At 63.7% G+C, this 24,640-nt stretch carries 18 protein-coding genes; 5 read left to right on the top strand and 13 right to left on the bottom strand.

The features are described 5' to 3' along the window. Positions 1-32: 32 nt before the first annotated feature. Positions 33-515 (bottom strand): hypothetical protein, encoded by a 483-nt coding sequence (locus CO731_RS11335; RefSeq protein WP_108607186.1) that lies wholly within the window; start codon positions 513-515, stop codon positions 33-35. Positions 516-524: 9 nt separating this feature from the next. Beyond that, positions 525-1,331 (bottom strand): response regulator transcription factor, encoded by an 807-nt coding sequence (locus CO731_RS11330; RefSeq protein ID WP_108607185.1) that lies wholly within the window; start codon positions 1,329-1,331, stop codon positions 525-527. A 727-nt stretch (positions 1,332-2,058) separates the two neighbouring features. Here CO731_RS11330 and CO731_RS28720 point away from each other — a divergent pair. The 5 genes from CO731_RS28720 (at position 2,059) to CO731_RS11300 (ending at position 11,605) form a co-directional block, all read left to right on the top strand. Further along, positions 2,059-3,876, top strand: a complete 1,818-nt coding sequence (locus CO731_RS28720; protein WP_159091619.1) for a hypothetical protein — start codon at positions 2,059-2,061, stop codon at positions 3,874-3,876. A 131-nt stretch (positions 3,877-4,007) separates the two neighbouring features. After that, the gene (locus tag CO731_RS11315) at positions 4,008-6,044 is read left to right on the top strand and encodes a type I secretion protein (RefSeq protein WP_108607184.1); all 2,037 of its coding nucleotides are present in this window, start codon (positions 4,008-4,010) and stop codon (positions 6,042-6,044) included. Between the two features lie 21 nt (positions 6,045-6,065). After that, positions 6,066-8,591, top strand: coding sequence for a type I secretion system permease/ATPase (locus CO731_RS11310; RefSeq protein WP_245439732.1), 2,526 nt, complete (start codon positions 6,066-6,068; stop codon positions 8,589-8,591). A gap of 12 nt (positions 8,592-8,603) precedes the next feature. After that, positions 8,604-9,947 carry an HlyD family type I secretion periplasmic adaptor subunit gene (locus CO731_RS11305; RefSeq protein WP_108607183.1) on the top strand — a complete coding sequence of 448 codons (1,344 nt, stop codon included), beginning with the start codon at positions 8,604-8,606 and terminating at the stop codon, positions 9,945-9,947. Positions 9,948-9,961: 14 nt separating this feature from the next. After that, positions 9,962-11,605, top strand: a complete 1,644-nt coding sequence (locus tag CO731_RS11300) for a GNAT family N-acetyltransferase (protein ID WP_245439730.1) — start codon at positions 9,962-9,964, stop codon at positions 11,603-11,605. Between the two features lie 38 nt (positions 11,606-11,643). Here the strand turns inward: CO731_RS11300 and CO731_RS11295 are convergent, their stop codons facing one another. From CO731_RS11295 to CO731_RS11245, 11 genes are all read right to left on the bottom strand, one after another. Beyond that, positions 11,644-12,450: a 3-methyl-2-oxobutanoate hydroxymethyltransferase gene (locus CO731_RS11295; RefSeq protein WP_108607182.1), complete on the bottom strand. Its 807-nt coding sequence runs from the start codon at positions 12,448-12,450 to the stop codon at positions 11,644-11,646. Between the two features lie 37 nt (positions 12,451-12,487). Next, positions 12,488-13,300, bottom strand: a complete 813-nt coding sequence (gene iolB / locus CO731_RS11290) for a 5-deoxy-glucuronate isomerase (RefSeq protein WP_108607181.1) — start codon at positions 13,298-13,300, stop codon at positions 12,488-12,490. Positions 13,301-13,306: 6 nt separating this feature from the next. Further along, positions 13,307-13,510, bottom strand: coding sequence for a hypothetical protein (locus CO731_RS11285; RefSeq protein ID WP_108607180.1), 204 nt, complete (start codon positions 13,508-13,510; stop codon positions 13,307-13,309). Between the two features lie 160 nt (positions 13,511-13,670). Beyond that, entirely contained in the window at positions 13,671-14,588 is a 918-nt protein-coding gene (iolE, locus tag CO731_RS11280) for a myo-inosose-2 dehydratase (protein ID WP_108607179.1), read from the bottom strand. Between the two features lie 143 nt (positions 14,589-14,731). After that, positions 14,732-16,582 carry a 3D-(3,5/4)-trihydroxycyclohexane-1,2-dione acylhydrolase (decyclizing) gene (gene iolD, locus CO731_RS11275; protein ID WP_108607178.1) on the bottom strand — a complete coding sequence of 617 codons (1,851 nt, stop codon included), beginning with the start codon at positions 16,580-16,582 and terminating at the stop codon, positions 14,732-14,734. Between the two features lie 65 nt (positions 16,583-16,647). Beyond that, positions 16,648-18,576 (bottom strand): 5-dehydro-2-deoxygluconokinase, encoded by a 1,929-nt coding sequence (iolC, locus tag CO731_RS11270; protein ID WP_108609770.1) that lies wholly within the window; start codon positions 18,574-18,576, stop codon positions 16,648-16,650. A gap of 172 nt (positions 18,577-18,748) precedes the next feature. Beyond that, positions 18,749-19,738 carry an inositol 2-dehydrogenase gene (iolG, locus tag CO731_RS11265; protein WP_108607177.1) on the bottom strand — a complete coding sequence of 330 codons (990 nt, stop codon included), beginning with the start codon at positions 19,736-19,738 and terminating at the stop codon, positions 18,749-18,751. Between the two features lie 100 nt (positions 19,739-19,838). Further along, positions 19,839-20,882, bottom strand: a complete 1,044-nt coding sequence (locus tag CO731_RS11260) for an ABC transporter permease (RefSeq protein WP_108607176.1) — start codon at positions 20,880-20,882, stop codon at positions 19,839-19,841. 31 nt (positions 20,883-20,913) lie between these two features. Further along, entirely contained in the window at positions 20,914-22,452 is a 1,539-nt protein-coding gene (locus CO731_RS11255) for a sugar ABC transporter ATP-binding protein (protein WP_108607175.1), read from the bottom strand. 97 nt (positions 22,453-22,549) lie between these two features. Continuing rightward, on the bottom strand, positions 22,550-23,488 hold the full coding sequence (locus tag CO731_RS11250; protein ID WP_108607174.1) for a substrate-binding domain-containing protein: 939 nt from the start codon (positions 23,486-23,488) through the stop codon (positions 22,550-22,552). Between the two features lie 308 nt (positions 23,489-23,796). After that, complete coding sequence (locus CO731_RS11245) at positions 23,797-24,609, bottom strand: TIM barrel protein (protein ID WP_108607173.1); 813 nt, start codon at positions 24,607-24,609, stop codon at positions 23,797-23,799. Positions 24,610-24,640: the final 31 nt, after the last annotated feature.

Here is a 24,640-nt window from a genome sequence, read left to right as displayed (position 1 = left end):
AGCGCCGCGCCCAGCGAGCCTTGGCGCAGCGTTCAATGCGGAAACGCATTGTCCTCGACGATCTTCCATATCTGCCGGTTGATGTCGCGGATCGCTTCGATCGAGGCGGAGATGCGGTGCATCTCGTTGTCGTCCAGCTCTTCGTTCTTGCCGTAGCGGACGGAATCCTTGCTGTCGAAAATGCGCATCAGCTGGGTGCTGGCCCGCGTTCCGGTCTCGTCGAACGAATAGATACAATGGCTATATTTGTTGCGCAGCTTGCCCTGGTGGGTCAGTTGCTCCGACACGGCCAGCACCGCCTCGCGGCAGGGCAACGGCGTCTTGGCCATCTTGGCCAGCCGCTCGACGAGGTCGAGCCGCGCGCGCGTCGTATTCAGCGTCAGGAAGATGATGATCGCCGTTTCCTTGTCGACCTTGGCAAGGCCGGCGATCAGATAGATGAGCAGGCTCTCGGTGTTGGTCCAGGTATAGTTGAGCTGGCCAACGGTAAGCAGGACATCCTGGAATCGCGGCATTTCGCGCGCTCACACCCCCAACGGCAGCTGCGCCTGGATCGCACCTGCACCGATGTCACGTTCGCCGATCGTCTCCCCCCTACGCCCGTGAAAGATGGCGGCCGCTTCGGTGCGGTTGTGCGCGCCGAGCTTGGTGATGATGTTGTGCAGATGAATCTTGACGGTGTGCTCGGATAGCCCGAGAGCCGCCGCAATGAGCTTGTTCTGCAGGCCGCGCGCGACCATGCCCAGGATCTGCAACTCGCGATCCGTCAGTTCGTCGAAGTCGTCGGTGTCGCCGTCCGCCTGGACCACGGCCTTGGGCACCACCACCTCGTTGAACGTGGTCGCGACTGTCGTTCGCCGTTCGATGATCGGCTCGAACAAGGAGAGCGGAAAGTATTCGCCGCCCCGCAACACCAGGCGAACCACCGAAAGCCAGACGTCGAGCTTCAGGTTCATCGGCAGGACGCCGCGCACGTTGCGGGCTGTCACCACGTCGCGGATCGAAACCTCATGCCGCCCGTCCTCCTGGATCAGCATGATCTGCGCTGCCGGGTGCAGGTGCGAGATGCGTTCCGAGTGGCCCGCCACGTCAGGTAATTGACCGGCATCGAGCAGTATCAGCGATACCGGGCACTCGAAGGAAACGCAGGCCTCCGCCAAGGTCGCCACCTGTTCGACGGCAATCGACGGAAACTCGCGTTCAATAGCAAAGACCAGGCACTCCGACACGAAGTCCGCCGGAGCGACAATCAGCAATGTCTTGCAGGTTTTCTGCACGGAGCCACCAGCTCCGTTAGCGCGGCGCGCGCTGGGAATTGCCACCCGATACATGAGATCTCCCGCCCAATGTTCGCAACTATGCGCGATTTTCCCCACGTGCCGCCTGATGGGGAACATTATTGGTTGATCATACACCTCCTGTTAACGGTTCGGTATAAGCAAGATGAGCTATCGGGCGCATTTGTGTAGTCCGTCCGGATTGTCGGGCATCCGCGTGATCTAGCCTCTAGCCCGGCCGGAACTTCTCTCAAAGCATTCGACCCGGCAGATTTTTCGCGGGTACAAGCAGCCGGAACCACGGCGCTCTACCTGCGAATGACTGGCAATTGTACATATACGGCAAGCATCTAGTAATTCGGGCCGAAATTCCGGCGGCAGTATCTAGATCATCGCCGCAAGTTCTTGAGCCGCTTAGCCGAACAGCCTAGCGCGAACTGTCAGCTACCAATTTCACGGTCATGGTCGCACCCTTTGCCGGTTCAGCCAACAAGGGTGTGGCGCTTCCGGAACTCCGATTGCTCGTGACCAGGGCCTTATGTAAACGCCCGACAATCACGAAATTGTGAGAATCCCAGCCTCCGCCCAAGCCAAAAAAGGGAGGTTTTCAGCCATCCAGACAGCTTCGGGGCCTCCGGCTGCTCAGTCCCCTTCAGCCTTCAGACCCCTTCATTCTCGAAAATCAGTGCATTCGTAAATCAACCCGTAGTCCGCGTGACCCCAAGACCGTGTGAAAGATGAGAACGGTCCGGTAATCGCGGTCCCAACCGAGGACAAGACGATGTCTGATCGTAACAGCAACAATCTTAATGCGTTTGGCCTGCAGTTCGTCGGCAACGAAATCGAACTGGGCGGCGACAGCGAGAACGAAAACAAGAACGAAAACGAAAACGAGAATAAGAACGAGTCCGAGAATAAGAACGAGAACGAATCCAAGAACGAAAACGAAAACAAGAACGAGTCCGAAAACAAGAACGAGAACGAGTCAGAGAATAAGAACGAGAACGAATCCAAGAACGAAAACGAAAACGAAAACAAGAACGAATCCAAGAACGAGAATGTCAACGAGAACAAGACGGAGACCAAGGTCGACGTCGACGTCGACGTTGATGTCGACCTCGAAGGCCGTCTCGGCGACTACAAGGAAGACAACGACTTTGCCGACATCGACACCGGCGGCGGCGACATCAAGGGTGATGTGCTGTTCAGCAAGGACGGCGACGTCACTTACGATCCAGGCGACGACATCAACTTCAAGGACATCCTGAACGGCTCGATGGGCGCCAACAGCAACGCCTTCCTCATCAACCAGACTGCCGACATGGTCGACAACGACAAGCTTGAAGAAGCCACCGTCAAGAACGACGGCGACTTCAAGCAGGAGTTCGACAACAAGGGCGGCCATGCCTCTGCCGGTGACGGCATCGACGCAGGCGGCGGCGGCGCGAGCGGTGGCAAGGCCGACGGCGGCAGCGCCGACGGCGGCAACAGCGGCGATGCCAAGGGCGGCGAAGCCGACGGCGGCAAGGGCGAAGGCGGCCTGGCGCTGAGCGCAGCTTTGGGTGGCGACTCCAAGGGCGACACCAAGGCCGAAGGCGGCGACAGCAAGGGCGGCAGCGCCGACACCGACGCTGACGGCGGCAAGGGCGACGGCGGCAGGGGCGGCGACGGCGGCACAGGCCTCGGCCTCGGCCTCGGTCTCGGTCTCGGCGCAGGTCTCGGCCTCGGCGCAGGCGGAGCTGAATCGGGCGATGCCAAGGGCGATGGCGGCAATGCCAAGGCCGACAGCGGCGACGCCGATGCCGATTCCGGCAAGGCAGACGCCGGCAGCGGTGGCGACATCGACGACAACGAAGCGGGCGACGCCAAGGGCGACGGCGGCGACGGCATCGATGCGTTCGTGCCGATCATCCCCGTGCTGAACTTCGGTGAAGGCGGCGACGCCAAGGGCGACGGCGGCGACGCCAATGCCGACAGCGGGCGCGGCGGCGACGCCGACTCCGGTAACGCAGATGCCGACAGCGGCGATGCCAAGGCAAATGCCGGCGACGCAAATGGCGATACCGGCGACGCTCTCGGCTTCGGCCTCGGCGCAGGCGTTGGCTACGGCGACGGCGACGGCGATGGCACGGGCTCTGGCGGCGGCGGCGGCGGCGGCGGCGCAGGAACCGGTGGTTCCGCTACGGCAGGCGCAGCGACCGGCGGCGCCAGCACGAGCGGCGGCACCTGGGCCTATGGCGATGGCGACGGCGGCAACGCGCTGAGCGGCGCCTGGGCTGACGGCACCGGCGGCAACGCAACTGGCGGCGGCGCCTGGTCCGGCGGCGCCGGCGGCGGCGGCACTGCTGGCGATGCATGGGGTGGAGCTGGCGGCGCCGGTGGCGCTGGCGGCACCTGGGGCTCGAGCAATGGCGATGACGGCTATGTCACTGGCTCAAGTGAAGCCAGCGCCGATGCGATCATCGACACCAGCGCCTTCAACCAGCAGATCGTGATGGGTGCCAACCTGCAAGGCAATACGGTCGACATGACCGTAGTGGGCGGCAACTTCCACGAGACCCTGACCGGCGAAGACGCCAACGACCACAGCACGCTCTAGCCATCGGCATAAGGCTCCGCGCTTGCGGAACCAGTGAGCCGGACTGCGCGGGTAACCCCCGCGCAGTCCATCTTGGCCGGTGGAGCACATTTGCGCCTCACCGTGCCTGAAATTCGGGCGGAGGCACTACGATGTATGCCGCGTATTTCGACAGAATTACCGAGACGATCGCTCACTTCATTGGCCTGTTCGACACGGCGAGTGAGGAGGCCCGCCTCAAGCAGGCCTACGACGAATTCAGGGCCAAGCAGCAGGCCGACGAGCAATTGCCGGAGCACCAGACCGCCGCCCTCAAGGTCGACGCCTCCCACTCCCTGGAAGACTTCGACCCGAGCGTGAAGTATGTCGGCGTCAGGCCCGAAATCGAGCAAGTCACGGTTTGGACCAACGTCGCCTTCACCCCTCCCGACGTACCGGTTCCCGATGGACCGTTCCTCCAAAATTACACCAACCTGCCGGAAGGCACGACGGTTGGTTCGGGCGGCATCGTCCTGCCAAAGATTGTGCCGCCGGGCGACCTGGCTGCCATCGTCAACCAGGAGATCCGGCTTTCCGACAACGACTATGTCGGCTTTGGCGGCAGTGGCTTGAAGTTCAATGCGCCGCCCGTCGACGAAAGCCCCATGGCCGACATGCAGCAGGCAGCGGCCGACCTGTCGCCGATCGACGACCTGACGCTTCCGGGCTCGACCGAGGAAATGGCGACGTTCGTCACCACCGCGCAAGCCCGCTTCAACGACTTCGAGGCCGACGACCACGGCAACGCCGACGTCTTCTGCGTCAAGGCCGAAACAATCGAGGGCACCTATTTCAATGGCCAGTTGATCGACGCAGCCGACGCCCCGAAGATGGAAGATTACGTCAACTTCCTGAAGGAACAGGACGACGACGCCAAGGGGCCTGACGCTCCGCTCGATACCGACACCCCTCCGGACTCCGGCAATTTCATGGACGGCTGGGGAGACGGAACGGCCAACCCGAGCGTCGAGATCAGCACCGGCGGCAACACCGTCATCAACAACGCAGTCGTGGTCAACGATTGGGCATCGGCCGAGGTCATGGCCGTCATGGGCGACCATATCTCGCTCAACGCCATCATCCAGATCAACGGCACGTGTGACACCGACAGCGTCGGCTCGGCGGTCGGCGGCTGGCCTTTCGACCCGGGCGGCGGCGACAACCTCAGCTTCAACATCGCGATGTTCAAGCACATCGACACCTCCGCCGGCGACGAAACACCTGCCGAGGCCCCCACAGGGTTCCCCGCCTATTATGTGGTCACCGAGATTTCGGGCGACCTCATCATGATGAACTGGATCGAACAATATGCGTTCGTGACCGACAACGACGTCTGCATTGCTTCGTCGTCAGGTGTGCAATCGGTCGTCTCGACCGGCGACAACACCGCGTTCAACGGGCTTAGCCTCAACGAGATCGGCAATTACTACGACCTCATCATCATCGGCGGCAACGTCTACGACGCGAGCATCATTCACCAGATCAACCTGCTGCTCGACAACGATGTGATCGGCGCGGTCTCCGGCTTCCAAACGACCGGCGAAGGCTCGGTCTCGACGGGTGACAATCTGCTCTGGAACCAGGCAAGCATCGTCAACGTCGGCAACGCGACCGCCGAGGCGTTGCCCGATGGCTACAGCCAGGCGGGGGGCAACCTCGCGGGCGGCAACAAGGAGCTGCCCGACGCCATTCTCCAGGACGCCGCATTCGCCGGCATCGGCGTGCTGCGCGTGCTCTACATCTCTGGCGACATCTACAATCTGAATTACATCAAGCAGACCACCGTGGTCGGTGACAGCGACCAGGTGGCGCTTGCCATGAACAATCTGGTCGCCAATCCCGACGCCGAATGGACCATCACCACCGGCGGCAACCAGTTGGTCAACGACGCGACCATCGTCGACGTCGATGGAATGTCCAAGATCTATGTCGGCGGCGACAGCTACTCCGACGAGATCCTGATCCAGGCAAATCTCGTATCGAGCGATCCGGACCTCGGTGCGCAGAACCCGGACATACTCGTCACCGAAGCCGTCGTTTTTCTCGATGATGGCACCGACGACACCGGCGACGCCTCGAATACCAATCCGATTGCACCGCAGCCGGCCGATTCCGGATCGGCTGATGTCATGCAACACATGCTGGGCTGAGCCGTTTCAGAGGGGCGCAAGATGACCGACGACCGTGAAGGCTGGAGTGGTTTTCATAACGTGCCGGACGACGGCGACAGCCAGGACAGCCCGCAGGCGCCGAGGCATTCGGAGGCAAGGCCCGCACAGGCAGAAAGCAAGCCGGTAGCGGCAGCAGGCAAACCTGCGGCGGAAGCGAGACTGTCGACTGCCGTGGCCTCGCAGGAACGGGCGCTCGACCACCTCGAAAGCTACATCGACAAGGTCGTCGGGCGGCTGCATGAAGAAGCGGGCGACAAGCCGTCTGCACCGGTAACCTCTCCGTCGTCTGGCGTTCCCGTCGCTTCGCCCGCGCCTGCAACACCCTCGCAGGCGACGCCGCCAAGCACCCAGCAGCCATCAGGAAGGCCGCCGATGGCCGAGCCTTCGATCATACCTCCGGAGCGGAGCGCTACGGCTCAACGCCCCCCAGCGTCTGCGCCCGCCGCAGCAGCGCCGAGCATGCGGTCCCAACCAGCCCCGCATGCAACTCCGGAGGAACCCATCGCAGCCGCAAAACGCGAGGATGCGCCCCAGGCCAGGACCACGTCCGCCGAGGCGCCGTCGCCAACCCCTGCGGCAGCAGCGGCCTCCCCCCGTCCCGAGATGCGGGTCAGCGAACCGCAAGAGCCGGCGAAGACTGAAATGAAAGACACCTCGATGCCGGTCGGCAAGGTGATCGACGCCGACAACGGACCGATCAAGGCAAAGGAAAGACTGCCCGAGGCCAAGGGCCCCAACGGGGGCGATATCGACAGCGGTGGCGGCGGTGGTGGCGGAGGCGGTGGCGGCGTCTTCCACAAGCGTCTCGGGCCGATCGATTTCTCGGCCTCGCTCAAGACCGGCCTGAAGGTCGTCAAGCGCAACCTGCTGATCGTCATGCTGTTCACGCTGGCCAGCAACGTGCTGGTGCTGGCGATACCGCTCTACCTGTTCCAGATTTCCGACCGGGTGCTGACCAGCCGCTCCGTCGACACGCTGGTCATGCTGACGGTCGTCATCGTCGGCGCAGTGGTCCTGCAGACCATCTTCGACGCCATCCGCCGCCTTATCCTGATGCGCACGGCAGTCGAGGTCGCGGCCCAGTTGGGCGCCCCGATCCTGAGCGCTGCAGCCCGCGCGGCCCTGAACAGCAACGGCCGCGAATACCAGACGCTTGGTGACCTCCAGCAACTCCGGTCGTTCCTCGTCTCGGGCACCCTGCTCACCTTGCTCGACGCACCGCTGGCGCCGTTGTTCGTCCTGGCCGTGTTCCTCGTGCACCCGCATCTCGGCTTCATCGTCGTCACAACGTCGCTGATCCTGCTGGTCATCACCATCATCAACCAGCGCTCGACCGCAGCGCCCTTCAGCGAGGCCAATACGCACCAGAGCAAGGCCAACCTGCATCTCGACTCGATGTCGCGGAACTCGCAGATCATCAACGCGCTCGCCATGATCCCGGAAGCCGTGCGCATCTGGGGCAAGGACACCGCAAGCTCGCTGCGTGCGCAGGTCATCGCGCAGGATCGCAACATCGCCTTTGCCGCGACGTCGAAGGCAACCCGCTTGCTGACCCAAGTCGCGATGCTCGGCTGGGGCGCGCATCTCGCGCTCGACGGCCATCTCAGCGGCGGCATGGTCATTGCCGCGTCGATCATCGCCAGCCGTGCGCTGGGCCCGATCGAAGGCGCCATCGAAGGCTGGAACCAGGTCGTGCAGTCGCGCGCCGCCTATGGCCGCATCGCCAGCCTGCTGCAGTCCTCGCCGCTCAATTTCGAACGGCTCAACCTGCCCCGCCCGGAAGGCCGGCTCGATGTCGAACGCCTGCTGTTCGTGCCGCAGGGTACCAAGCGCGTCGTGCTCAACGGCATCACCTTCGCGCTCGCCCCCGGCGACTCGCTCGCAGTCATCGGCAATTCCGGCGCCGGCAAGACGACGCTCGGCAAGATGCTGGTCGGCTCGATCCTGCCGACCTCGGGCAACGTGCGTCTCGACCTGATGGACCTGCGCAACTGGGACCAGCGCCAGTTCGGCGAGAACATCGGCTACCTGCCGCAGGACGTGCAGCTGTTCCCCGCCTCGATCAAGGCCAACATCGCTCGCATGCGCGATGACGCCACGGACGCGGAGATCTACCAGGCGGCCCAACTCGCCGACGTGCACGAAATGATCGCCACGCTGCCGCATGGCTACGAGACATTCGTCGCCGCCGACGGCGCACCGCTCTCAGGCGGCCAGAAGCAGCGCATCGCGCTTGCCCGTGCCTTCTTCGGCAACCCGCGCATGGTCGTGCTGGACGAGCCGAACTCCAACCTCGACGCCGCCGGCGACGCAGCCCTTGCCCGCGCGCTCCAGCACGCCAAGGAAAACAAGATCACCGTCATCACCATCACCCAGCGGCCGGCCCTGTTGCACAGCGTCGACAAGATTCTGCTGCTGGTCAACGGAACCGTCGCCCTGTTCGGCCAGCGGCAAGACGTGCTCCAGGCACTCGCCCAGCGCGGCCTGAGCATCGAAGGCGGATCGTTCGGCCATCAGATTCCGTAAGGGGGCAATGTCATGAGCGACACGGCAGTCGTAAAGGTCCACGATCTCGAATGGTACTCCGAGGTACCGCGCTCGATCGGCAAGCAGACCAAGGTCGGCCTGTTGCTCATCGCCCTTACCTTCGGCGGCTTCGGCACCTGGGCCTTCACCGCCCCGCTTGCAGCGGCAATCATCGCCCAGGGCTCGTTCGTGGCAGCCGGCCAGAACAAGATCGTGCAGCACCTGGAAGGCGGCATCATCAAGGAATTGCTGGTCAGCGAAGGCGACCGTGTCCGCTACGACCAGCCGCTGGTGCGCCTCGACGAAACGGCAGCGCAAGCCAACGAACGGCAGCTGTTCCTGCGCCAGGTGCGGCTGGACGCCATCGCCGCGCGGCTGAATGCCGAGATCAATGGCGCGCCGGAGATCACCTTTCCCAAGAATGTCACCGACAACATCGACGATCCGGAGATCAAGCCGATCGTCGATGGCCAGCAACTGAACTTCACGGCCGCACGCGGCAAGCTGCAAAGCGAAATCGGCCTGCTGAAGCAGAACATTGCCGCCTACCGCTATCGCGCGGACGGCTACCAGCAACAGCACGACGCGGTGCAGCGGCAGCTCGCCCTGATGAAGGAAGAATATGCCGGCAAGAAGTCACTGCTCGACAAGGGCCTGCTGCGGGCAACCGAGATCAAGGCAATCCAGCGCGCCATGGCCGACGCCGAAGGCCAGATCGGTCGCCTCGGCGCCGAAGTCTCCGAGATCGGCTCCGAGATCATCAAGCTCGACCAGCAGATCACCCAGGCCCAGGAAGCCTACAAGCAGGCGGCGCTCGAGCAGTTGCAGAATCTTGAGGGCGATCTCGATACCATCCGCGAACAGCTGCGCCAGGCCAAGAGCGTACTCAACCGCGTGACGATCAACGCTCCCGTCGCCGGCACCATCGTGCGCATGTACTATCACACCTCCGGCGGTGTCATCGAAAGCGGCAAGCCGATCGTCGAGATCCTGCCGTCCAATGTTCCACTGGTCATCGAGACGCTGATCTCGCGCACCGACATCGACAACGTGCGTGTCGGACAACTTGCCACGGTGCGGCTCACCGCGCTCAACCGGCGCACCACGCCGGTGCTCGACGGTCAGGTGATCTACGTCTCCGCCGACGCCCTTCCCGACACCTCGGGTCCCGTGGCACGCGAAGTCTACGTCGCCCGGATCAGCCTGTCGCCGGACCAGATCTCACGTGTTCACAGCTTCTCGCCAACGCCCGGCATGCCGGCGGAGGTTTTGGTCCAGACCGAGGAACGGACCTTCTTCAGATACCTGACCAAGCCAATCGCCGACAGCATGTCGCGCGCATTCATGGAGCGGTGAACCAGGGGCAAGCCATGACTTTGAGGGGGATGCAGATGCAGGTCGATGTCATTACCGATCTTGATACGCTGGCGAAGTTGCAGAAGGACTGGGAGCGCCTCTACGAGGCCGATCCGGAGGCACAGTTCTTTGTCTCTTGGAACTGGCTGGTGCCGTACATGCGCTTCTACAAGGGCGCCTGGTTCGTGCTCGCGGCCCGTCTCGGCAATCCAGGTTCGCCCTATGTCGCGCTGATGCCCTTGCGCATGCGCACCCGCATGAGCGGCAAGACCGGGCTGTTCTTCAACGAGATCAGCATGGCCGGCAACAATGCTGCCGACTACACCGGCGCGATCTGCGATCCCTTGCATGCCGAAGAGGCGTTGAAGGCGTTTGGCCGGCACGTCGCCCAGATGGGCTGGGCCCGTCTCAATCTCGAAAACCTGCGCATGTCGCGGGAACGCGTCTTCGCGTTCATCGGCCAGTTCTCGCGCGACATCTTTGCGATGCGCGAGTTCAGTCGCGTCAATGCCGCCGACAACGTCGACAATTGCCGCTGTTTCTCGGCCGCCCTGCCCGATACGTTCGACGGCTATCTCGACAATGTGCTCAGCACCAATACCCGCCAGAAGCTGCGGCGCTTCATGCGCAAGATCGATGCCGGCGAATTGCGCATCGCCCGGGCCGACGTCACCACCTACGAGCGCGACATCGACACGCTGCTGGAGTTGTGGCGGGTGAAATGGGGCGCACGCAAGGGAGACCGGCTGGCAGGCATCCTTCACAACAACCGCCGCGTGCTGAGGGAAAGCTTCAAGAATGGCACGCTGTTCCTGCCGGTCCTCTGGCAAGGCGACCGGCCGCTGGGCGCGCTCGCCATCTTTGTCGACCCGGTCAAGAAGGCCTTGCTGTTCTTCATGGCCGGCCGTGACGAAGCCGTGACCTCCATCCCGACCGGCCTGATCCTGCATGGCCATTGCATCAAGCTGGCAATCGAGAACGGCCTCACCACCTACGACTTCCTGCGCGGCGACGAGCCCTACAAATTCGCGTTCGGCGTGACCGAGAGCAAGGTCAACTGCGCGATGATCTACACAAAGAGCGGCCGCAATGCCGGCGACCGGCTCGACCCTCGCTCGCTCGGCAGCATCTTCGCCGAGGTCACCCGCTTCCACCAGGAGGGACAACTGGCAAGGGCGGAAAACGGATACCGTCAAATCCTTGCCAGCGAAGCCACTCATTCACGCGCGCTCTATGGCATTGGCCAGCTGCTGTCATCCAAGGGCGAGCACCGCGAAGCTTTGGCACATTTCCAAACCCTCGCAACTTCGGTGCCCAGTTCATCGAAAGCATGGCTCAGGCTGGGAATGGAGATGCAAGCTCTGTCTCGACACATCGAGGCAGCGGATGCATTCCGCACGGTGTTGTCGCTTGCACCCGATTTCGTAGGCGCCGAATTCTCGCTGGCCAGGAGCCTCGCGGCACTCGAACGCAGCGAGGAAGCCATCGAAACGCTGGAAGGATTGCAGCACAAGCTTGAGGCCGCATCGCGCGACGACACGCTGCTGGCCAAGACCAGGGCAATGCTCAAGCGGCTGAAATTTGAAAACCGGCCGAGCTACATCATGCTCAATCCGGATAGGAAGGCGGCGACGCGAGTTCTGAGTACCGCGCTCTAGGGCGCTGGAATGCGAACCGCCTTCCGGAGCGGGCAGGCCTAGGCCTGCCCGCTCAGAAAATCCTCGAACTTGCGCATTTCCTCCGCGTCGATGCCTACCCTATGGCTGGCATCTGGATAGGCGCCGCTGGCAATGTCGGTGGCGTATTCGGCAAATGCCGCAATCCGCTCCTGCTGGATGCGGCCATATTCGGCGGCAAGGTTGCGATAAACCTTGGCATGACGCGGATAGGGGCCGCGATTGAGGCCGAGCACGTCCTCGGCGAAGAGATACTGCGCATCGCAGCCGGCGCCCGCCCCCATCGAGATCATCACCAGTGGCGTACGCTTCGAGATGGCGCTCGCAACCTCCGCAGGCACGACCTCGATCTCGGCGGCGAACGCGCCGGCGTCTTCCAGATCCTTGATCTGCTTCCAGACGAGCGCTGCCGTCTCGGCGGTCTTGCCCACCGCGCGGAACCCGCCCGTCCAGGTCGAATGGATAGGAATCAGCCCGACATGGCCGCAGACCGGGATGTGCTCGTCGGCCAGGCGCCGGATGGTCTGCAGGCTTGCCGAGCAATAGACAGCGTCGGCGCTCGCCACCTTGAGCTTGACCGCCGTGCGCAGGATCTCGTCGGTCGTAGCCCCCATCATGCCATATTCGTCGCCGGGCACCGCAAAGCAGGTCGGCGCCGCATCGCGGAAACGCGGGTCGAGCATCAGCCCATAGGTGACCGACAGCAGATCGATGCCGGCGCGCTCGGCCGCTTCCGCCTCCTCCAGCGTCGTCACCCTGAGCTTCGACAGTTGGCGCTTGCCTTTGAGCGCGCGCAGATCCGCGACCGTTGGCCTGTTGCGTGCCATCGTTCGTCCTCGCTTCCGGATTGTTGGCCTTGGGCGGTCAGGCCTTCAGCAGCCACTCGTGTTCCTTGGCGTTGTGGAACTTCCACGTCCGCTTCGGCCCTGCCATGACGTTGAGGTAGTAGAGATCGTAGCCGTGGCAGGCAGCACAGGGGTGATAGCCCTTGGGCACCAGCGTCACGTCGCCGTCCTCGACCGCCATCGCCTCGTCGATATCGCGGTGGCCGGCATCGTTGAACTCGGTGTAGACGCGCTGGAAGGCAAAGCCCTGCGGCGGGTTGAGCCGGTGGTAGTAGGTCTCCTCCAGCAGTGACTCAGCCGGCAGGTTGTCTTCGTCGTGCTTGTGCGGCGGATAGCTCGAGGTGTGGCCGCCGGGCGTGATGACCTCCACCACCAGCAGCGAATCCGCCGGTTCGCCTTCCGGCAGGATGTTGGTCACATACCGGGTGTTGGTACCCTTGCCGCGTACCTCCTGCTTGACGTCGTCGGGCCCGATGATCCGCACCGGCAGGTTGCCGCCCAGCCCCGGCGCCGTGCACACTGCCAGCTCGACATTCGTCTCGGCCCGCACCGACCAGTCGCCGCCGGCAGGTACGTACACCGACCACGGCTTGCCTTCGAAGGGCGACATGCGTTCGCCCAGCGTGCCGAGATCGTCTTCGCCGACCCGGACATGCGCCTTGCCGGAAACCAGAACCAGGCAGGTTTCGCGGTCTGCGGTCCAGTCGCCATAGGTGTCGCCGGGTTCCAGCTTGTGCAGGTCGAAGCCGACATAGGTCCAGCCAGCCGTCTCCGGCGTGACATGAGTCACCCGCCCCGTGCCATGCTTCGGCTTGATCAGAAGTTTCGACATGGTCTCTCACTCCTTGTCGGTGGCGGCGTCGTCACCAGGCTTGTAGGCGTACAGGAACTGGTAGGCGCCGAGTGCCGCCATGCCCCCGGCAAGCGTGCCCCAGAACGCCGCTCCGGTGACGAACTCGAACACCGACCACGCAGCGCAGAACGCAACCAGCGCAATGCGCCGCCACAGCGGCTTCAGGAACGGGTGGTTCTGGTCGTTCATCAATTGCGCACCGCCTTGCCGATCAACATTGTCGGATCGTAACCGGCTCGGCGATCGGCCTCAAGCATTACGGCGCCGCGCGTCGGAGACGCGCAAAGGACGCCGTAACACTTTGAATCGGCGCATGACCTCTTCCGAAAATCACTGTCGATTTTCGGGGTCATGCGGCGGGAAAACCCTGCGTTTCGACAGTGTAGCCGGCGGCAGTCATCACCCGCATCAGCTCGGCATGGCCGACTTGCGCCATCTTCAGCGGCGGGTTCTTCCTGGGATCCTGCTCGGCCTCGACGACAAACCAGCCCTCATAGCCGTAATCGGCGAATTTCTGCATGATCTTGCCGAAGTCGAGCGAGCCGTCGCCGGGCACGGTGAAGGCGCCGAGCGCCACAGCGTCGAGGAACGACTGCTTTGTCCAGTCGAGCGCCTTGATGACGTCCATGCGCACGTCCTTCACATGCACGTGGCTGATGCGCTTGTGGTGGTTGTCGATGGCGCGCAGCACGTCGCCGCCGGCGAATGCGAGATGCCCGGCATCGAGCAACAGCGGGATGCCCTCGCCCGAATGCTTCATGAAAGCGTCGAGCTCATGCTCGAACTGCACCACAGCCGCCATGTGGTGGTGATAGGACAGCGGCATGCCCTGGCCGGCGCACCACTCCCCGAACTCGGTAAGCTTGCGGGCGTATGCCTTCATCTCGTCATCGGAGAGCACGGCCTTGCCGGCAAGCGGCTTCGAGCGATCACCCTGGATCGAGCGGCCGACCTCGCCATAGACGATGCACGGCGCATCGACCGCCTTGAACAGGTCGATCATCGGCTGGATGCGGTCCTTGTTGGCGGCGAGGTCCTCACTAACCAGCGTGCCCGAGAACCAGCCGCCGCACAGCGTAACATCGGCGGCTTTCAGGATCGGCAGCATCGCCTCCGGCGTGCTGGGGAAGCGGCGGCCCTGCTCCATGCCGGTGAAGCCGGCCGAGCGCGACTGGCGCAGGCACTCCTCCAGCGACACGTCATCGCTCAGTTCCGCAAGGTCGTCATTCCACCACGCGATGGGGGACATGCCCAGTTTGGCTTTCACGTCAGTTCTCCATTCTTACCTCCCCCTTGTGGGGAGGTCGCGCCGCAGGCGCGGGTGGGGGTAATGATGAAAGAACGCGACGCCGAGTACCCCCACCCCGTCGCTTCGCGCCGACCCTCCCCACAAGGGGGAGGGTAAACTCCTCAATCCCCCACGTGCTGCAGCTTGAGCTTTTCCTCATAACCCTTGCGCGCGGCATTCACTTCGGCGCGGGCGCTGACCTCGGGCACGGCGACGTCCCACCAATGGCCGCCTTCGCCTGTCGAGACCAGCGGATCGGTATCGATCAGCACCACCGTCGTCCGGTCGCTCTTGCGCGCCCGGCCGAGTGACGCTTCGAGATCGGCGATGGATGCCGCTTTTTCAGCATTCGCGCCCAGGCTTTTCGCATGCGCCACGAAGTCGATGTCGGGCAACGTTTCGTGCTTCGTATCGCGCAGAAGGTTGTTGAAGTTGGCGCCGCCGGTCGCCATCTGCAGCCGGTTGATGCAGCCATAGCCGCGGTTGTCGAGCAGCACGATCGTCAGCTTCAGCCCGAGCATGACGGATGTCGCGATCTCCGAGTTCAGCATCAGATAGGAGCCGTCGCCGATCATGATGACGACCTCCTTGTCCGGCCGCGCCATCTTGGCGCCCAGCCCGCCGGCGATTTCGTAGCCCATGCAGGAGAAGCCGTATTCGGAGTGGTAGGAGCCCGGTCCGCCGGCCTGCCACAGCTTGTGCATTTCGCCCGGCAGGCCGCCGGCCGCATGCAGCACGATGACGTCGGAGCCCAGCGTGCGCTGCACGGCACCGATCACCTGCGCGTCCGACGGCAGTGCGACGTTGGTCGCAGCCGTCACCTTGGCCGCCGCCTTGCGCCACTCGGCCTTGCCGGCCTTGGCGTTCTCGGTCCACGACGCCGGCGCCTTGTAGCCGGCAACCGCGGCACCCAGCTCAGTGAGCCCCTCTTTCGCGTCCGAGACCAGCGGCAGCGCCATGTGCTTGCCAGCGTCGAACGGTTGTACGTTGAGCCCGATGATGGTCTTGCCAGCGTTCTTGAACAGCGACCACGAGCCTGTGGTGAAGTCCTGCAGGCGCGTGCCGACCGCCAGCACCACATCGGCCTCTTCGGCCAGGCGATTTGCCGCCGACGTGCCGGTCACGCCCACCGCCGCCATGTTGAGCGCATGCTCGTCGGTCAGAGAAGACTTGCCGCCCTGCGTCTCGCAGACCGGGATGCCGGTCGCCGCGACGAAGCGATCGAGTTCTTCAGAAGCGCCGGAGTAGAGCACGCCGCCGCCGGCCACGATCAGCGGCTTCTTCGCCGCCTTCAGCACCTCGGCCGCCACAGCCAGTTCATCGCGGTCAGGCCGCGGCCGGCGCAGCGTCCACACGCGCTCGGCAAAGAAGCTCTCGGGATAGTCATAGGCCTCGGCCTGCACGTCCTGGCACAGCGACAGGGTCACCGGCCCACATTCGGCCGGATCGGTCAGTACCTGCATCGCACGCGCCAGTGCGGGAATGATCTGCTCGGGTCGGGTGATGCGGTCGAAATAGCGCGACACCGGACGGAAGCAGTCATTGACCGAGACCGTGCCGTCGCCAAAGTCCTCGACCTGCTGCAGCACAGGATCGGGCACGCGGTTGGCGAACACGTCGCCGGGCAGCAGCAGCACCGGCAGCCGGTTGACATGGGCGAGCGCGGCCGCGGTCACCATGTTGACCGCGCCCGGGCCAATGGAACTCGTCGCCGCCATCATCCGCTGGCGGAAATTGGTCTTGGCATAGGCGATCGCCGCATGCGCCATCGCCTGCTCGTTGTGGGCGCGATAGGTCGGCAGTTCCTCGCGCACCTGATAGAGCGCCTCGCCGATGCCGGCGACGTTGCCATGACCGAAGATCGCCCACACGCCGCCGAACAGCGGCACCATGTTGTCGTCGATCACGGTCATCTGCCGCGTCAGATAGCGCGTCAGCGCCTGCGCCATGGTAAGGTGAACGGTCTTGGTCATCTCTTCTCCTCCCGCTGGAGCAGTGCATCCAGGGGATGCCGGCCTCGCTTCAGCTGTCTTTCGATTTATGCGGCCCGACGGTCCCGCGCCGCAAGCCATGCCTTGGTCAGCTGTTCGAAACGCTGGGCCATGTCGTCGACCGCCGCCTGGTCGTTCATCCGGCCGGACATCCACTCTTCCGCCGCATGGGCGAAGATACTGCGCCCGACGGCAAAGCCCTTGACCACCGATGCATCGGCGGTCGCGGCGAACGCCACCTCCAGCTCGGCCAGCGGCGCTTCCAGCCCGAGCAGCACCACGCCACGGCAATACGGATCATTCCTGGCGATGACCGCCTCGATCTTCTTCCATGCTGCCGCCGAAGCCTGCGGCTCGAGCTTCCACCAGTCAGGCTTGATGCCGAGCGCGTAGAGTTCCTCGAGCGCGCGTGAAATGGTGTCCTCGGCAAGCTTGCCGTGCTTGCCGGCGATGATCTCGATCAGCAGCTCGCGCCCCACTTTCCGCGCCGCCTCGAACAAGGTGCGCAGTTTCTGCTGCTGCTCGGTCTTCAGCTCGGCCGGGTCGTCGGGATGGTAGAAGCACAGGCACTTGATGGTGTGATCGAGCGGCCATTCGACCAGCTGCGAGCCGATGTCCTGCGAGAACTCGAAACGCAGCGGCCGCGAACCCGGCAACTCCACCGGCCGACCCATCCACGAGAACGGATGGCGGGCGAATTCGAACATCGCCTCGCGGCCGAACTTCTCGTCGATCAGCATGCCATAGCCGTCACGCCCATCGGCCACCTTGGCTGCGGCCTTCACCGCCAGCACCTTGAAGTCGCGGATGCGCTGGACATCGGCGCCGGTGCGGGCGGCGATGTCTTCCAGCTGGATGCGGTGGTCGCAGGCCAGCGCCATCATCGACGGTATCTCGTGCCGGCGCGTCGTCGCCCAATGCACGTGATTGATCGCCTCGTCCTTGCGCAGCGCCCGCTCCGTGCTGCCGTTCTTCAGGAAGAACTGCAGCTCCTCGAAGGTCGGGATCTCCGGCGAGCACAGCAGCCGCGACACGGCGAAGGCGCCGCAGGCATTGGCCCAGGTCGCAGCGGTCGCCAGGCTCTCTCCGCCCAGCCAGCCGCGCAGGAACCCGGACATGAAGGCATCACCCGCACCCAGCACGTTGTAGACCTCGATCGGAAACCCCTTGCCGACGATGCCGGCTTCGAGGTCGTCAGTGATCGGCCCGTCATAGACGATGCAGCCCATCGGCCCGCGCTTGAGCACGATGGTCGCCGAAGACATCGCCCGGATGGTCTTGAGAGCATCGAGCAATTCGCTCTCGCCGGAGGCGATCATCACCTCTTCCTCGGTACCGACGATCAGGTCGCAGTCGGCCAGCACGCCCTTGAGATGGTTCGACACCTTGTCGGAAGCGATGTAGCGGCTTTCGCCGGCAGCGTGGCCGGCCAGACCCCAGAGGTTCGGGCGGTAGTCGATGTCGAACACCACCTTGCCGCCGGCCTGCTTGATCAGCTTCATCGCCTTGCGCTGGGCGGCGTCCGTGTTCGGCCTGGAGAAATGCGTGCCGGTAACGACGATGGCCCGCGCCGAACGGATGAAATCAGCGTCGATGTCATCTTCGTTCAGCGCCATGTCGGCGCAGTTCTCGCGGTAGAAGATCAACGGAAACGTCTTGTCGTTCTCGACAGACAACAGCACCAGCGCCGTCAGCCGCTCCGTGTCGGTCACCAGCCCCTTGTCGGACACGCCCTCGCGCAGCATCTGCTCGCGGATGTAGCGCCCCATATGCTCGTCGCCGACGCGGGTCAGAAGCGCCGAGCGCAGGCCGAGCCTAGCCGTGCCGATGGCGATGTTGGCCGGGCAGCCGCCGACCGACTTGGCAAAGGACGCCACGTCCTCCAGCCGCGATCCGGTCTGCTGCCCATAGAGGTCGACCGACGCGCGCCCGACGGTGATGACGTCGAGTACAGGCTGGTTCTTGGGGTCGGTCATTTTGTCCTCCCGGTCGCTCCGCCGCGCCGGCCTGCCCACAAAATCAGATAGCAGGCCACACAATGCAATTTCAATTCCAATAATCAGTAAACCGGAATTTTCATTCCATCAACTGATTGCGACTATGCGCCCCGGAGGCCAATGGCCCCGAGGCGACTGTCCGCCCGTTGGCCTAAAGCCGTACGGTCTTGCCTTCCTTGGCCGATTTCAGCGCCGCATCCGCCAGCCTCAGCGCCATCAGGCCGTCCTTGCCATCCGGCGAAATCTTGGTGCCCTTGGTCACCGAGGCGATGAAGGCCGCGATCTCGGCGGCATAGGCCTCCGTATATCGGGTCATGAAAAAGTCGTGCAGCGGCGGACGGGTGTAGCCGAGCGCCCCCGCGACCTCGATCGAAACGGCACGCTGGTTCTCGGCCGAAACCATGCCGTCGGAACCGTGCACCTCGATGCGCTGGTCGTAGCCATAGGTGGCGCGGCGCGAATTGCTGATCACGCACTGCCGGCCGCTGGCAGTGACAAGGATCACCGAAACGCTGTCGAAATCGCCGAGCTCGCCGATCTTCTTGTCGACCAGCACCGAGGCTGTCGCCGTCACCGCCACCGGCTCCTCGCCGAGCAGGAAGCGCGCCATGTCGAAGTCGTGGATGGTCATGTCGCGGAAGATGCCGCCAGAGCGGGTGATGTATTCCGCCGGCGGCGGGCCGGGATCGCGCGAGGTGATGACCACCTGCTCGACCTTGCCGATGGCGCCGTCGTCGATCGCCTTGCGCACGGCGGCGAAATGCGGATCGAAGCGCCGGTTGAAGCCGACCATCAGCGTGCCGCCGGCCTTCTCGACCACCCCCAGGCATTTTTCGACACGGGCGGCGTCGAGGTCGATCGGCTTTTCACAGAACACCGCCTTGCCGGCGAGCACGAAGCGCTCGATCAGGTCGGCGTGCGTATCGGTCGGTGTGCAGATCACCACCGCATCGATGTCCGACGCCTTCTCGATCTGGTCGATGGAACGGACCTCGCAGCCATAGGCCCCCGCAAGATCGTTGGCGGCTTTTTCAAAAGCATCTGCCACCGCAACCAGCTGCGCCTGTGGATTGGAAGCCACGGCCTTGGCGTGGACCTTGCCGATGCGGCCTGCACCCAGGACACCGAACCGAACTGTCATGACAACCTCATTTCCTTGGCCCGCGCCGTCCGGGCCTGTAATCTTGATCTGTAGGGATGGGGCCACCCACTGACGGGATGACAGGCGGCCCGGGTTTACTTCAAGCCTTCTTGCGCTTGTTCTGGCGGTGCTGGTCGATGATCACGGCCGCCACGATGATGATGCCCTTGATGATTTCCTGATAGTAGGCACCGACCTTGAGGAAGGTGAAGCCCGAAGTCAGCACGCCCAGGATGATCGTGCCGATGACCGTGCCGGTGATGCGTCCGACGCCGCCGGAAAGCGAGGTGCCGCCGATGACCGCCGCAGCAATCGCATCGAGTTCGTAGGCCACGCCCATGCCCGGCTGGCCGGAGGCGGCACGCGCCGCGGTCATCACGCCTGCCAGCCCCGAAAGCAGGCCGGCGATGGCATAGACCTTGACCAGGTGGCCGCCGATATTGATGCCCGACACGCGCGCCGCCTGCGGGTTGGCGCCGATCGCATAGGTGAACTTGCCGTAGCGGGTATAAGTCAGCGCGATATGGAAGATGACCGCGACGAGCAAGAAGACGATGACCGGCAGCGGCAGCGGGAAGCCGAGAATGTTGAAGCTCTTGCCGAACCAGGTGAAGCTGTCGTCGAGCAGCGCCACCGGCTGGCCGAGCGTGTACCACTTGGCGAGACCCCGCGCCGACACCATCATGCCGAGCGTGGCGATGAATGGCGGTATCTTGGTTCTCGCGATCAGCGACCCGTTGACGGTGCCGGCGAGAAGGCCGACGCCGAGACCGGCGAGGATCGCCCATATCGGCGACATGTCCGTCAGCGCAGGATAGACCGCGCGCGGATTGGCCGATGTCTGCGCCAGGCTTGCCGCCACCATCGCGGCAAGACCGACGACCGAGCCCGAGGACAGGTCGACGCCGGCGGTGATGATGACTTGCGTCACGCCCACCGCGATGATGCCGATTACCGACACCTGCAGGATGATGATCGACAGGCGCTGCTTGTTGGCGAGGAAGCTGTCGCCGACGAATATCCAGCCGAGTATCTCGAAGACGATGGCGATGCCGATCAGCACGCCCAGGATCGACACCTCGGGCGGCAGGCGCTTCTTGCTACCGATGACGTTTGCGGGGCTCGCAATCTCGTTCGTCGACATGGTTCTTCCACCCTTGAGCTCGTTGGCGCCGTCAGTGCGACGCGAGTTCCATGATCTTGACCTGGCTGGCCTCGGCACGATCGAGGAAGCCGGTGACGCGGCCCTCATGCACCACCATGATGCGGTCGCTCATGCCAAGCACCTCTGGCATCTCCGACGAGATCATGATGACGCCCACCCCTTGTCCTGCGAGCTTGGAGATCAGGCGATGGATCTCGGCCTTGGCGCCGACGTCGATGCCGCGGGTGGGCTCGTCCAGGATGAGGATTTTCGGCTTGGTCAGAAGCCAGCGCGCGATCAGCACCTTTTGCTGGTTGCCGCCGGAAAGATTGATGATCGGCTCGGCCATGTCGGGCGTCTTCACCCTGAGCGCCTGGCTGATCTCCATCGAATCCTTGGCGAGCTGCTTCTGCTTGACGAAGCCGTTCTTGACGTAGCCCGACTGCAGCACAGCCATCTGGGTGTTTTCCTGGATGTCGAGCAGCAGGAAGCAGCCGGTTTCCTTGCGGTCCTCGGTCAGGAAAGCCATGCCGTGTTTCATTGCTGTCGACGGACTGTCGATGCGCACCCGCTTTCCAAACAGGTCGATGGTGCCGGCATTTGCCGGCGTCACCCCGAACACGGTCTCGGCGATATTGGAACGGCCCGAACCGACCAGCCCGGCGATGCCGAGGATCTCGCCGGCGCGCACGTCGAAGGAAACGTCCGAAAACACCCCCTTGAGCGTCAGCCCCTTCACCGACAGCACCACGTCGCCGATCGGCACCTCTTCCTTCGGGAACATCTGGGTGATCTCGCGACCCACCATCATCCTGATGATCTCGTCGCGGGTGACCTCCGTCGAAGCCTTGGTGGCGATGTACTTGCCGTCGCGGAACACCGAGAACTCGTCGGCGATCTCGAACAGCTCGTTCATCTTGTGGGTGATGTAGATGATGCCTTTGCCCTGGGCGCGCAGCGCCCGGATGATGGTGAACAGGTGGTCGACCTCGCGCTCTGTCAGCGCCGAAGTCGGCTCGTCCATGATCAGCACGTCGGATTCGTAGGACACCGCCTTGGCGATCTCGACCATCTGGCGGCTGGCGACCGAAAGCGTGCCCACCTGCACGTCCGGGTCGATGTCGATGTTGAGCCGCTTGAACAGTTCCGCCGTCTTGCGGCGCATCTGGCCATGGTCGACGAAGCCGAGGCGGGTCAGCGGCTCTCGACGGATCCAGATGTTCTCGGCCACCGACATCGGCGCCATCAGGTTGAGTTCCTGGTGGATCATGGCGATGCCGTGCTCCAGCGCGTCGAGCGGGCCTCGGAGGTTGATGTCCTCGCCGCGCAGCTTGAAGCTGCCGGAATCGGGCGTGTAGATGCCGGCGACGATCTTCATCAGCGTCGATTTGCCGGCGCCGTTCTCGCCCATCAATGCATGCACGCTGCCGCGCTTGAGGCGCAACTGGACATTGTCGAGGGCTACGACGCCCGGGAATTCCTTGCGGACGTTCTCGACCTCGAGAAGATAGCCACCGTCTACAGCGGCACCGCCCGCAGGCGCCGCTTCCATCGTGCCAGTGTTTTGCATGGATTGGTCCTCCCAGGCCGGCCCGGCTTTTCGCGCGGGCGTGGTCCTTGTGGGGAAATGCGCCGCCGTTGGCCGACGGCGCATTGGTCAGATCATATCAGTTCTTGGTGGTGTACTGGTCCATATTCGCCGGGGTCACCAGCTCGAACGGCACCCACACAGGCGACGTCACCGCTTCGCCCTTGGCGAGCTTCATGGCCGTTTCGACTGCACCACCGCCCTGTGCCGCAGCGTTCTGGAACACGGTCACGTCGAGGTCGCCGGCCTTCATGTAGGCGAGCGCTTCCTGAGTGGCGTCGACGCCGGCCACGATCACGTCCTTCATGTCCCAGCCGGCCGCCTTCATGGCGTTGATGGCGCCGATGGCCATGTTATCGTTGTTCGAGATGACGGCGTCCGGCTTGTGGCCGGCAGCGATCCAGTTGGTCATCAGGTCCTGTGCCTTGACCGGATCCCAGCCGGCGGTCTGCTCGTCGATGACGTTCAGCTTGACGCCGCATTCGCTGCCGGCATTCACGTCATGGATGTCCTTGGTGCGCATCACGGCTGCCTGGTTGGCAAGGTCGCCGACCATGATCAGGATGCCCGCCTCGGTCTTGCCGGCTTCCTTGAGGATACGGCAGACTTCCTTGGTTTCCAGCGTGCCGGAATCGACTTCGTTCGAGCCGACGAAGGCGCCCTTCGCGCCCAACGCTCCGACGTCGATCGGCTCGCGGTTGACATAGACGATCGGAATGCCGGCGTCGTTGGCGAGCTTGGTCATCGGCCCGGTGGCCGAGGTATCGACCGGGTTGACGATGATGGCGTCGACCTTGGCGGCGATGAAGTTCTGGACCTGGCTGAGCTGCTTGTTGACGTCGTCGTCGGCGATTTCGATGACGACCGGCTGGCTGGCATCGGCCGCGGACTTCTCGATGCCCTTGCGCAGGACAGTCAGGAAGGTGTCCGAATTGGCCATGCTGACACCGACGTCGCCGGCAAACGCAGAGCCGGCCATCAGCGCGGAAATGGCAGCGCCGAGCAAGAATTTCTTCATGATCACTCTCCTCCAACAATGGTGTCCGGCTGCACCCCGTTGTGCCGGAAGCCGCGGTCGTGCCGCAGGCTCGTCTCTACGAGCGCCACCATCGCTCCTCCGCGATGCAAAATGTGCCACCCGCTTCCCGATGCCGGCCCGATTTCAGAATGTTCGGGCCGTGTTTTTTGTATATGAAATGTTTATTCCATATTCCGGATGAACGTCAAGAGGCATTCCATTGCTGCCCGATCAATCTTTGCGTGAAAGAGCATGCGTCGGCCGGCTGCAGCTGGCCTGACCAAGATCGCCCGGTCGCGGCCGATGCCTCACACCTTTGCGCGGATGAATTCGATGCTCTCGGCCAATGCTGTGCGCGGGTCGGCAAGCTTCTGCACGACCGGCGAGAACGGCTCGAACGACAACAGCCCCTCGTAGCCGCCAGCGACCAGCGCTCGGATCTGGCCGACATTGCCCAGCCTGTCGCCGGCATCGACCAGCACGCGGTGCGGATCGCGCATATCCGGCACTGTGACAGTCGGATCGTCGACGCCCGAGATATGCACCAATCCGGTCATGCCCGGAAAGATGTCCGGCTCGCCGGCAAGATGGTGGTGGAACGTGTCATGCACCATGCGGAACGCAGCGGTGCCGTCGACATCCTCGATGGCCTCGGCGGCCTCGCGCTTGGAGCGCAGCGAGCAGATCTCGAAGCCGAGCGGCTCGACCAGGCCGCGCACGCCGCGATCGCCGAGGATGGTCTTGAGTGCAGCCAGCGCCGTCCTGAGGTTGCGCTGGCGCTCGCCGTCAGCCTGCCCCGTGCCGTCATTGACGGGCACCAGCACCAGTGCCTGGGCGTCCACGTCGCGGGCGTAGTCGGCGAGTTCGATCGCCTCCGCCTCGCGCGTCGCATTCCACTCGTTGAAGCGCTGCAGCGCATTGATGCTCGTTATGGATATTCCATTTTCCACGGCCAGCGCGCGGACCGCACTGGCGGGCGTGCCGTCGATGATGGCGTTGCCGGCGAGGTCGTTGCGGATTTCGACCGAAGTGATCCCGAGCGATTTGGCCAGCGCGAAAAAGCGCTCGATCGACAGTCCCGGCGCGGCCATATGGTTGAGGGCGAACGAAACGACAGACATTGGTGAAATTCCTCCAGCCATAACGGAACAT

The sequence above is a fragment of the Aminobacter sp. MSH1 genome (assembly GCF_003071665.1).
GTDB lineage: Bacteria > Pseudomonadota > Alphaproteobacteria > Rhizobiales > Rhizobiaceae > Aminobacter > Aminobacter niigataensis.
The sequence above is the reverse complement of the archived record's forward strand: the minus strand, read 5'-3'. Positions and strand labels throughout refer to the sequence as shown.

Coding starts and splice junctions, on each gene's coding strand:
- CO731_RS11305 (WP_108607183.1), top strand. CDS start 8,604: ATGAGCGACACGGCAGTCGTAAAGGTCCACGATCTCGAATGGTACTCC.
- CO731_RS11255 (WP_108607175.1), bottom strand. CDS start 22,452: ATGCAAAACACTGGCACGATGGAAGCGGCGCCTGCGGGCGGTGCCGCT.
- CO731_RS11260 (WP_108607176.1), bottom strand. CDS start 20,882: ATGTCGACGAACGAGATTGCGAGCCCCGCAAACGTCATCGGTAGCAAG.
- CO731_RS11245 (WP_108607173.1), bottom strand. CDS start 24,609: ATGTCTGTCGTTTCGTTCGCCCTCAACCATATGGCCGCGCCGGGACTG.
- iolG (WP_108607177.1), bottom strand. CDS start 19,738: ATGACAGTTCGGTTCGGTGTCCTGGGTGCAGGCCGCATCGGCAAGGTC.
- CO731_RS11310 (WP_245439732.1), top strand. CDS start 6,066: ATGACCGACGACCGTGAAGGCTGGAGTGGTTTTCATAACGTGCCGGAC.
- CO731_RS11250 (WP_108607174.1), bottom strand. CDS start 23,488: ATGAAGAAATTCTTGCTCGGCGCTGCCATTTCCGCGCTGATGGCCGGC.
- CO731_RS11300 (WP_245439730.1), top strand. CDS start 9,962: ATGACTTTGAGGGGGATGCAGATGCAGGTCGATGTCATTACCGATCTT.
- CO731_RS11335 (WP_108607186.1), bottom strand. CDS start 515: ATGCCGCGATTCCAGGATGTCCTGCTTACCGTTGGCCAGCTCAACTAT.
- CO731_RS11295 (WP_108607182.1), bottom strand. CDS start 12,450: ATGGCACGCAACAGGCCAACGGTCGCGGATCTGCGCGCGCTCAAAGGC.
- iolD (WP_108607178.1), bottom strand. CDS start 16,582: ATGACCAAGACCGTTCACCTTACCATGGCGCAGGCGCTGACGCGCTAT.
- CO731_RS11315 (WP_108607184.1), top strand. CDS start 4,008: ATGTATGCCGCGTATTTCGACAGAATTACCGAGACGATCGCTCACTTC.
- CO731_RS11285 (WP_108607180.1), bottom strand. CDS start 13,510: ATGAACGACCAGAACCACCCGTTCCTGAAGCCGCTGTGGCGGCGCATT.
- CO731_RS28720 (WP_159091619.1), top strand. CDS start 2,059: ATGTCTGATCGTAACAGCAACAATCTTAATGCGTTTGGCCTGCAGTTC.
- iolC (WP_108609770.1), bottom strand. CDS start 18,576: ATGACCGACCCCAAGAACCAGCCTGTACTCGACGTCATCACCGTCGGG.
- CO731_RS11330 (WP_108607185.1), bottom strand. CDS start 1,331: ATGTATCGGGTGGCAATTCCCAGCGCGCGCCGCGCTAACGGAGCTGGT.
- iolB (WP_108607181.1), bottom strand. CDS start 13,300: ATGTCGAAACTTCTGATCAAGCCGAAGCATGGCACGGGGCGGGTGACT.